General features: G+C 62.3%; 11 protein-coding genes. 3 read left to right on the top strand and 8 right to left on the bottom strand.

The window, feature by feature from the left end:
• Nucleotides 1–223: 223 nt before the first annotated feature.
• The 3 genes from WDC87_RS21465 to WDC87_RS21455 form a co-directional block, all read right to left on the bottom strand.
• Nucleotides 224–718 (bottom strand): hypothetical protein, encoded by a 495-nt coding sequence (locus tag WDC87_RS21465; protein WP_224119381.1) that lies wholly within the window; start codon nt 716–718, stop codon nt 224–226.
• 74 nt (nt 719–792) lie between these two features.
• Nucleotides 793–1,176 (bottom strand): hypothetical protein, encoded by a 384-nt coding sequence (locus tag WDC87_RS21460; protein WP_046433505.1) that lies wholly within the window; start codon nt 1,174–1,176, stop codon nt 793–795.
• A 1-nt stretch (nt 1,177) separates the two neighbouring features.
• Nucleotides 1,178–1,996 (bottom strand): hypothetical protein, encoded by an 819-nt coding sequence (locus tag WDC87_RS21455; RefSeq protein WP_057502458.1) that lies wholly within the window; start codon nt 1,994–1,996, stop codon nt 1,178–1,180.
• A 106-nt stretch (nt 1,997–2,102) separates the two neighbouring features.
• Here WDC87_RS21455 and WDC87_RS21450 point away from each other — a divergent pair, with 106 nt between their 5' ends.
• The 3 genes from WDC87_RS21450 to WDC87_RS21440 all read left to right on the top strand — a co-directional run bounded on the left by WDC87_RS21450 (nt 2,103) and on the right by WDC87_RS21440 (nt 5,536).
• Entirely contained in the window at nt 2,103–2,489 is a 387-nt protein-coding gene (locus WDC87_RS21450; RefSeq protein WP_024958708.1) for a helix-turn-helix transcriptional regulator, read from the top strand.
• Nucleotides 2,483–2,794: a hypothetical protein gene (locus tag WDC87_RS21445; protein ID WP_136191685.1), complete on the top strand. Its 312-nt coding sequence runs from the start codon at nt 2,483–2,485 to the stop codon at nt 2,792–2,794. The genes WDC87_RS21450 and WDC87_RS21445 overlap by 7 nt, the downstream gene beginning before the upstream one ends.
• 135 nt (nt 2,795–2,929) lie before the next feature.
• The gene (locus WDC87_RS21440; protein ID WP_301655337.1) at nt 2,930–5,536 is read left to right on the top strand and encodes an AAA family ATPase; all 2,607 of its coding nucleotides are present in this window, start codon (nt 2,930–2,932) and stop codon (nt 5,534–5,536) included.
• A gap of 33 nt (nt 5,537–5,569) precedes the next feature.
• On the opposite strand, the gene WDC87_RS21435 is transcribed toward WDC87_RS21440, so the two are convergent.
• The 5 genes from WDC87_RS21435 to WDC87_RS21415 all read right to left on the bottom strand — a co-directional run bounded on the left by WDC87_RS21435 (nt 5,570) and on the right by WDC87_RS21415 (nt 7,319).
• Nucleotides 5,570–5,878, bottom strand: coding sequence for a hypothetical protein (locus tag WDC87_RS21435; protein ID WP_024958711.1), 309 nt, complete (start codon nt 5,876–5,878; stop codon nt 5,570–5,572).
• Nucleotides 5,878–6,063, bottom strand: a complete 186-nt coding sequence (locus WDC87_RS21430) for a hypothetical protein (protein WP_008268538.1) — start codon at nt 6,061–6,063, stop codon at nt 5,878–5,880. The genes WDC87_RS21435 and WDC87_RS21430 overlap by 1 nt, the downstream gene beginning before the upstream one ends.
• A gap of 36 nt (nt 6,064–6,099) precedes the next feature.
• Entirely contained in the window at nt 6,100–6,345 is a 246-nt protein-coding gene (locus tag WDC87_RS21425) for a hypothetical protein (RefSeq protein WP_024958712.1), read from the bottom strand.
• Between the two features lie 468 nt (nt 6,346–6,813).
• On the bottom strand, nt 6,814–7,182 hold the full coding sequence (locus tag WDC87_RS21420) for a hypothetical protein (RefSeq protein WP_024957548.1): 369 nt from the start codon (nt 7,180–7,182) through the stop codon (nt 6,814–6,816).
• On the bottom strand, nt 7,179–7,319 hold the full coding sequence (locus tag WDC87_RS21415; RefSeq protein ID WP_164678622.1) for a hypothetical protein: 141 nt from the start codon (nt 7,317–7,319) through the stop codon (nt 7,179–7,181). The genes WDC87_RS21420 and WDC87_RS21415 overlap by 4 nt, the downstream gene beginning before the upstream one ends.
• Between the last annotated feature and the right edge of the window lie 480 nt (nt 7,320–7,799).

Raw genomic sequence — 7,799 nt, 5'->3', positions numbered from 1 at the left:
AGACCAAAGCCAGAATCAGGGCAAAGGAGGCCACCACCCAGACCACCAACTGATACCCTCAGCCCCGTACACCGGGTGGGTCAAAGTTCAACGCGCAGCCTGGGTCAGTTTTAAGTGCGCGCCAACATCCTGACCCAATGAACGGCGCGGTCGTAAGTCCGGCGTGGTGCTGCTTAGGTAGGCGAATATATCATTCAGACTAGGCGGCCAGTTGCAGAGAGCATCATCTGGGGAGGGCCGTTCTATCCCACGCCCGCTTGACCCACCCGAACACTACGGCCAGCACGCCGATCAACAGCACGCCCCAGAGCCAAACCAAGTAAAACGCTGCGGTAGCGATCTCCCCAAACTGGGGATGCTCCGCATACTTGAACCCCAGAACGGCGGCCGCCACCACCGTCACCACGCCCAATCCGCCCCCGAGCAGCGCCCCTTTCAGGAAGCCGTGCTTCCGAAAATACGGCATCCGCCCCGTGCGGACGTGCCAGTCCCAGAGCTGCTGAGCCCGGATGTGGAGCGCCAGGCAAAACGCCAAGAACGCGAAGACGAGCGCACCGGGCACACAACAGACCAGGCCAATGAAGAAGTCGCGCTTCATCACCTCCAGGCCGGCCGCCAGCCCAACCAGGCCCAACGGGCCCAAGATGACGCTAGGGAGGATCAGCGCGGATGGGCCCGGCGGCGCATACACAACTTGCTGCGGCGGATAGCGGTTCATATGGTCCTCCCCTGTTGGATGGCTGCACGCTTGATCGGGACCGGCGTGCAGTCAAGCGGCGGACTGCGGCCCGTTTAGCCCGCAGACGTCCCTTCGTCGGTCACTTCGACCACTTGCCAGCCCTCGCCCTGCGGGCGGAACAGTGCACGCAGCTTCGGCTTGAGGGTGCTTGGCTCGGGCTTGGTGGGCTGGCCACCGATGGACCCCTGCGCTTTTACCGACCCGCCCACCATGCATTCTTGATCCCCATTGGGCTTCTTCTCGCAGTCGAGATCCAAGCCGCCCGCGTCGGTGACTTCAAACCGCCAAGAGCGCTGGAGGGTTGCCTGCCTCCCCTGCTCGGTGAAAAAGCCTTCCACGACCTTCACCCCGTCCTCCTTTGAGGGGCCCTTGTCACCAGAGCAGGCGGTCAGGGTCAAAAGTGCCGCTGCTGCGGCCACGATCAGTGCGTGCTTCATGTCATGCGTCCTTGTCTTTGGAGGGGGTGATGCCGATGTTCTGGGTCTTGTAGCCGATCTCCAGCCGGTCGATTTGGAGAACGATGTCGGGCAGGCCGTTGGGCTTCAACCTGCCCTCCACGACCTTGAAAAAGATTCGGTCTCCCGCGGCGTCGCGCCCCACCCGTCGCAGCTCGGCCGCGTCTTCCGGCTTCAATCGCAGCGCGGCGTGGTAGCGCCCGCCATGCTCGACCCCGACCACCGCACTGCCCTTGCCCAACGGCGAAGGGCCGATAACGGCCGTCGGAAGAAAGTCAGGCGAGCGGGGATACCAGTCGTGGTTCATGACCAGCACGTAGGCGTGGAGAATGTTGGTCTTGGGGTCGATCTCCACGTCGATGTAGGGCCGCAGGTAGAACGCATCGGTAGAGGCGATCTGCCGCGCCTTGGCCTCAAACGCAGAGGCCGGATCGCCTTGCAGGCCTACGCGTTTGAACTGGTGCCCCCATGAGCCAATGCAGTGGGTTCGCATCGCCGGTGCCAGGGCAGCGCCGGCCTTGGCCTGGGCAAAGAGGTTGTCTTCGCACATGCCGAAACCGGCCGACGCGGTGGCCGCCAAGCCCCACCGGATCCGGGTGTAGCCGTCGAGCACTGGAGGGTCGCCGTCGTCCCAGTAAGTGCCTGCCGGCTCCAGGTAACGCTTGGTCGCCGGGGCCGAGGCGGCGTCCTTGCCCGCCTGCATCAACCCCTTGCCAATCCTTCCCAAAATGCCGTCCTGGGCGGTGGCCGTCCCGCTGGCCAACGCCAGGCACACGGCCACGGCTGCAATCGCTTGCTTCATGCATCCCCCTGATCCCGGCCACCATGGCCTTATTTGCCATTTTGGCAAATGCGGTGCAGCATGGGAAGCGGCAGACTTGGGGATTGTTCCCGGTTCGTGATCGCCCATGCCTGCCCCTCTCGCCCCAGCTCACACGTTTGGCCGCCGCTTGCGCGAGGCCCGGCTGGCCAAGGGCCTGACGCAAGCACAGTTGGGGGCCGTGCTTGGGTTGGACGAGGAAAACTCCGCCGCTCCCAGGGTTTCTCGTTACGAGAGAGGAGATCGCGTGCCGGATCCTGCAACGATGGAAAAGCTGGCCCAAGCACTTGGCATGCCGGTCGCCTATTTCCATGCCACAAATGATCTAGTGGCAGAGACGTTGCTGGTGATGTCGCGGCTTGAACCCGAACAGCAGCGAGAGCTGCTGACGAAGGTGAGGGATTACGCCCAGAGCCGTGGCGTGGCCATCCTCCCGAGTAGCGACAACGATCTCAGGGAAGAGAAGACATGCTGAAACGACTTCGACGCTGGTGGCTGCAGCGGGATGCGCCAAGCCCGATGGCACCGGAGCAGTTGCAGGCGCTGATGGACATCAACCTTCTGGAAATCCAGTTGGCCGCGTTGGACGCCCTCAAGTCCTCGACGCCAGCCGCGGAAGCGGCCAGGCTGCGATCCCATGCTTGGCTCGCGTCGATGCGTGGGCAAGGCCCGGTCGGGACGCCGAACTGGAGCGAACTGCGGGCTGAAGCGCGAGCACTGAACCGTGATCTGGCAGCCGCCCTGGCTGCCGCCCAGATCGATGCCCCCTCAGAGGCCTGATCCCTACCGTTCGGGAAAACCATTTCCCCATCCCCTACGACCATCACCGACTTGCCTCCAAATGTGACCCGCGTCACTATTGCGGAAGGGGAACGGAGCCTTCCTGGCTCTGGCCATTCACAGGGGAAGTGACCGATGGCGAACAAGAATGGGGCCGCTGCGCCTACGACTCTGGAAGAGTGGTTGAATGGCCGCCCAAGCTGGCTGCGCATGGCCGCTTCCACGGTGATCCAGCACCGCCGCATGCCGAACGAAGAGGAGATGGAGGCGCTGGCGGATCACTGCCTGGCCGAGGCAGCCAAGAAGCTGGATGCTCCCCACCCGGCGTTGGCACCGGGAACCATCTTGGGGACACCCACCGCCGCTGAGCTTCGCATCGACTCGGTCTCCTCCATCTGCGGCGTCAATGCCCTTGGCGAGGACGCGGCATTGGACCTCAGCCAAGGCCAGATGACCGTGGTCTACGGACCCAACGGGGCCGGGAAATCGGGCTACGCCCGTTTGACGAAGCACGTTTGTGGCGCGCGGGCCAAGGGATCTATCCACGGCAACGTGTTCAAGCAGAATCCCGATGCTGCCTCTGCCTTGATCAAAGTCACGGCGACCCGATCCGACGGCACGACATCGTCTGCTGATCTCACTTGGCAAGCATCCGACGGTGCCCATTCGACGTTGAAAGCGGTCCCGGTCTTCGACTCAGCCACAGCGCTGGAGTTCGGAGACAGCGCCACCACCGCCACCCATCTTCCCCGGGCGATGCGGTTCGTCGGGATGCTCATCCACATCTCAGACGATCTCGCCACCCGATTGAAGGCCCGCGCCGCCAAGCTCACCAGCAAACTGCCCATCATCCCGGAAGAGCACGCGCAGAGCAGCGCTGCAACGGTCCTCCGGAAGTTGACGGCGAAACTGACCGAAGAGGATATTAACCAGCGTTGCGCCTTCCCCGCTGCACTGAACGATGAGCGTTTGGCGCTGGAGACCGCACTGGCCCAGGCGAACCCTGAAGTGGCCCACGCCAAGGCCGTCGGAGAGCTAGAACGCTTGTCGCAGATGGCCACAAGCATCTCGGCATTGAAGGAGAGCTTGAACGGCGAGAAGGCCCAAGCCCTCTTGGATGCCCGCAGCAATGCAGAGGTCAAGCGCCAGGCCGCCACCGCCTATGCCACGGCCTTCCTCAATGGGCTGCCGCTCAAAGGCGTCGGAGACGCCGTGTGGCGAACCCTTTGGGACGCTGCAAAGGCGTATTCGACAGGTCTTGCCTACCGTGACCACCCTTTCCCCCACGTTGGGGACGAATCCCGTTGTGTCCTCTGCCAGCAACCGTTGGGAGACGACGGCAAGGCCCGCTTGGCCAGCTTTGAAAGCTACCTCAACGACACCCTGCAGACAGAAGCTAAGAGCGCGGAAGACGCGCTGACGGCGCTGAAGAAAGCGTTGCCCAGTCCTCTCACCGATGTCGCCTGGCAGGCCCAGTGCGCTGCTATTGGCTTGGAAGCCCCCCAAGCCACTGAGCTGTTTGAGGCCATCCATGCGAGATTGAAAGCCATGGCCGAGGCCACGGCGGCTCCGGCAGTGCAGTGGTCGGTGTGGACCAACGCCTACGATCAGAAGGTCAAGACCACTAGCGCTGATCGCGACGCGCTGGCGGGCTTGCTGGACCCGACGGGACGGAAGGAGAAGGAAAGCCGCCTAGCAGAGCTGAAAGCACAACAGTGGCTGTCGGAGCAGCGCGATGCGGTATGGGCCGACGTGATCCGCCTCAAACGCGTGGGAACGGTGGAAGCCGCTGTCCGGTCCACCTCAACCAGCCAGTTGACGACCAAAAGCAATGACATTGGCGAGTCGGAGTTGGCCAAGGGCTATTGCGACCGCTTCAATGCCGAGTTGCGGGCGCTGGGGGGCCATTCGCTTCCTGTCCGCATGTCGTATCGATCCCAAGGCAAAGGGGCGTTCACGTTTTACGTTGAGCTGAAGGACGCGCAAGGCGCCCAGAAGAATCGTGAAATCCTGAGCGAGGGTGAGCAACGCATCGTGGCGTTGGCAGCCTTCCTGGCCGACGCGACGGGCCTTGAACGGGGCATGCCCGTGATCTTCGACGACCCCATCTCCTCCCTGGATCAGCGCTTTGAGGAGGCGGTCGCCAAACGCCTCGTAGATCTGGCCGAGCATCGCCAGGTGATCGTGTTCACACATCGATTGTCACTGATGGTCCTACTGCAGAGTGCCGCCAAGCAGCGGGCCAACCTCGATCAGCCTACGGTCAAGGTCGCGGTTGAATCGATCGCCCGCGATGGAAGCAGGACCGGCATGCCGGCGCAGATCAATACGTTCTCTCTGAAGCCACAATCCGGCTTGAACCAAATGATCAGCAGCATCGGACAGCTTAAGAAGCTTGATCCGCCACTAAAAGAACTTGCCCTGAAGGCCGCCTGCAGCAACTTCCGAATCTTGGTTGAGCGCTCTGTAGAGGACGAGCTTTGTTCTGGCGTCATCAACCGCTACCGGCGCGAGATCAACACGCTCAACAAGCTACAGCGGCTCAGTGCAATCACCCCAGCAGACTGCGCACTGATCGACGGGATGATGACGAAGTATTCGGCATTCGAGCACTCCCAACCCACCGACACCCCCAGTTGGCTTCCGGGTCCGGACGAACTGCTAAAGGACGTTCAAGACATGCTCGAATGGTGCAAGGAGTTCGGTAAGCGAGCGGAAACCGCGGCGAAACCCAAGGCGTAGCCCTGACCACCCGTTACTGCGTGCTCACGTTCATCAGAAGCGCCGCTTGCCAGCGCTTCCCACAGCAGGTGGCAGCGCTTGATGCAACTCGTGCGCGCGAAGAAACGCGTGCAGCCACTCTTCGGCGTCCTTGACGCCCGTCATTTCCCGAATCACCACCCCGGCCAAGCAATCCCCAGGGACGGCAAACAGGTCGTCGTTCAGATCGCTGCTGGACAGAGGGGTATGGAAATCGGCCCCCTCTTGGAACGCCTGAAGCAGGTGCTGCCGGGCAAGAGGATCCCGGCGTGCCGCCCATGCGAGGCGAACGAGCTCCGACGATGGCCAGGGTGCGGGGGTCATCAGAACTCGTAACCGTCTGGCACGCCCGAGGGGATGCCCTGCATGGGGCCCGAGTAGCCCACCTGCTGAACCAGGTTCTGGGCGGTTTGCGACATGCGATCCAGGCGTTCCGGGACTTGGTCCAGGGCGAACAGAACCATGCCAAAAAGGGCGATGTTGAGCAGTTTGTTGAAAAGTTTTCGCACGAGCGAGGTCCTCCGTGGTTGTCAGGGGTTCGGGTTTCAAAAAAGCTGGTGGTGTTGGGCGATGCCGAACAGGCAAAGCGCCCAAGTGGCCGCAATCGCTGCAGGAGCCAGGCAGAGCGACACGCCGATGGCAATGTCCGACAGCTTGGCCTTGGGGTCGGTCACCATCTCCCATCCCAGCTTGGCCGCTCCCATGCCCGACATGGCGTCGAACAGGAATCGCAGGAGGGCTCCAGGGGTGGAGGACCGGGCGGGCGCTTGGGTTTGGCTGCGGGTATTCATCAGAGCGCATCCAGTCGATCAGCAATGGCCAATCCGGCGACCAATCCAGCCAAGAGGCAAAAAGCAAAGAACGTCAACATGGGGTTCCCTTTGGTTAAAGAGCATCGGCGCTCTTCTCTGATCTCAAAGTAAAAGAAAACCAACTTTTCGCAATAGATTGACCCTACATTTTTATGACTAAAACACAAAACTGACGGAAAAAAGCAGAAAACACAAAAACCCTAAAACACCTCACATTTCCAGCCCAGGTCGGGCCCGGCGGAAGCCGAGGCCACCCGCCCTTCCCCCAATGCGCTTTTGCTTCATGCCACTTTTGACGTTGCCTTTTTCTCTTCAAGAGCTCAAAAGAACGCGGCCTGGGCCGCGCCTGAAAAGCCCCCTCCGGGGAGGTTAGGACGTGGGCCAGGGCTTCCCCCAGCCTCCGCGTGGCTGTCCTTGGCCCCATGCCCGCAAAAGGCGTCCGAGGGATCAGGCGTTGGCTTGGATGCATAGCCAGACCAGCTGGCGGACGGCCTCGGTCAGACGAATCCCAGCCCGGTTAGCGTCAATCTGCAGGGCCGTCACGGCATGGAGTCCCAGCTGCACACTGGGGAGCGCGGCCCTGTAGCGCTCTCGCCCCTTCGACCCCTCCCCGGTCCACGGCGTCGGGCGTCGAGGGGAAAACGGTTCTCGAATCTGGGCGTGTTGCTCGATGAGTTGAGCCAGTGCAGCGCGCATGCTCAGGCCTTGCGCGGCGGCCAAGGCTTGAAACGCGGCTTTGCTGGGCGCGTCAATCCACGTCTCGTGGATGGTTTCGACCAAGCGTTCTGGGGGGCGGAGAATGTAGCGTTTGGTCATGCAGGGCTCCCGTGCGGCTTGGCCATCCATCCTTGGGCGGCCGCTTCTTCAGCGGTCAGCAACGCGGAAGTGCCCAGGAAGCGTGTGAGCTGGTAATGGCCGATGGTGTGCGGATACCGCTGGAGGTGGGCGTGCATGGCTTTGTCGAAGTAGCACTGGCCACCTGAGCGGCGCTGGTATGCGTAGAAGCGTTTGCGGCGACTCGTTGCTGGCGTCTTCATGCCGAACCCGCGCAATCGTCGCAACGCTGCATTTCTGCCGGATACGTTGAGAAGGGGTAGGCCCCTTTCTGCCCCACTTCCCCGCAGCACCCACACTGCATGAGCCCCCGAGCCGTTTGGCAAATCGCGGCCTCCGGGCCTTGCCAAACCACGCCGACAACGACGGCTTCCCAGGAGCTGCCGCTCCCGGCAACCACAGTGAGCCTGTCGCCGTTCCGAACGTTCGGGGCGGGCACCCGGGCGCCCCACTCGCCCGTCTGGAGTTGGATGTGTTGGCGCGCACTTAAAACTGACCCAGGCTGCGCGTTGAACTTTGACCCACCCGGTGTACGGGGCTGAGGGTATCAGTTGGTGGTCTGGGTGGTGGCCTCCTTTGCCCTGATTCTGGCTTTGGTC

Origin of the sequence: Stenotrophomonas maltophilia group sp. Smal12 (genome assembly GCF_037079935.1) — a bacterium.
Lineage (GTDB): Bacteria > Pseudomonadota > Gammaproteobacteria > Xanthomonadales > Xanthomonadaceae > Stenotrophomonas > Stenotrophomonas sepilia.
The sequence above is the reverse complement of the archived record's forward strand: the minus strand, read 5'-3'. Positions and strand labels throughout refer to the sequence as shown.

What these genes read in the sequence shown, in the direction of transcription:
- WDC87_RS21465 (WP_224119381.1), bottom strand. Translation starts at nt 718, where the DNA reads ATGAACCGCTATCCGCCGCAGCAAGTTGTGTATGCGCCGCCGGGCCCA.
- WDC87_RS21460 (WP_046433505.1), bottom strand. Translation starts at nt 1,176, where the DNA reads ATGAAGCACGCACTGATCGTGGCCGCAGCAGCGGCACTTTTGACCCTG.
- WDC87_RS21455 (WP_057502458.1), bottom strand. Translation starts at nt 1,996, where the DNA reads ATGAAGCAAGCGATTGCAGCCGTGGCCGTGTGCCTGGCGTTGGCCAGC.
- WDC87_RS21450 (WP_024958708.1), top strand. Translation starts at nt 2,103, where the DNA reads ATGCCTGCCCCTCTCGCCCCAGCTCACACGTTTGGCCGCCGCTTGCGC.
- WDC87_RS21445 (WP_136191685.1), top strand. Translation starts at nt 2,483, where the DNA reads ATGCTGAAACGACTTCGACGCTGGTGGCTGCAGCGGGATGCGCCAAGC.
- WDC87_RS21440 (WP_301655337.1), top strand. Translation starts at nt 2,930, where the DNA reads ATGGCGAACAAGAATGGGGCCGCTGCGCCTACGACTCTGGAAGAGTGG.
- WDC87_RS21435 (WP_024958711.1), bottom strand. Translation starts at nt 5,878, where the DNA reads ATGACCCCCGCACCCTGGCCATCGTCGGAGCTCGTTCGCCTCGCATGG.
- WDC87_RS21425 (WP_024958712.1), bottom strand. Translation starts at nt 6,345, where the DNA reads ATGAATACCCGCAGCCAAACCCAAGCGCCCGCCCGGTCCTCCACCCCT.
- WDC87_RS21420 (WP_024957548.1), bottom strand. Translation starts at nt 7,182, where the DNA reads ATGACCAAACGCTACATTCTCCGCCCCCCAGAACGCTTGGTCGAAACC.
- WDC87_RS21415 (WP_164678622.1), bottom strand. Translation starts at nt 7,319, where the DNA reads ATGCACGCCCACCTCCAGCGGTATCCGCACACCATCGGCCATTACCAG.